This window comes from Deinococcus pimensis DSM 21231 (assembly GCF_000519345.1).
GTDB classification, from domain to species: Bacteria; Deinococcota; Deinococci; order Deinococcales; family Deinococcaceae; genus Deinococcus_A; species Deinococcus_A pimensis.
The window spans coordinates 49,341-49,803 of the sequence record NZ_KI912647.1; the positions used below are offsets into that span (position 1 = coordinate 49,341).

A 463-nucleotide genomic window follows, 5' to 3' on the forward strand; every position below is an offset into this window, starting at 1 on the left:
GCAGATCGGCGGGCTCAGCGGGCGCGCCCGTGACGGCCGTGCGGGCCGAGATCAGGCCGGGGAAGCTGCGGGAGTCGTCCACGTACAGGCCGTCCCGCAGGGCGTACACGACGGGCAGGAAGGGACTGCACGCGAAGCACAGGCCGTACGCGTACGCGAAGCGGTTGTCGTAGCTCAGCAGCTCCAGCGGGCCGCGCCCGTCGAGCTGGGCGGGCACGAGCTCGGCGACGTTGCCGCTGTAGGCGTGCAGCAGCTCGCGTGGCGGCGTCGAGAGGGTGTAGAGGGTGTGTTCGGTGCAGCAGTGCGCGCCGCCGCTGTACGTGAACAGCAGCGCCTCGGGAACGCCGTCGCCCGTGACGTCCCGGCACCACTGCAGGCCCGCGCGCTCGTCCTGCACGCGCCCGATCAGGCCGGACGGTCCGCGCAGCGTCGCGCGCTCCTGCGGGCCGTACTCGCCCTGCAC

1 protein-coding gene is annotated in these 463 nt (G+C 73.4%); it reads right to left on the bottom strand.

Annotated elements, in window-relative coordinates; genetic code table 11:
* The coding region (locus tag DEIPI_RS30945; protein WP_045234278.1) for a hypothetical protein at positions 1–463 on the bottom strand (463 nt) is incomplete at both ends.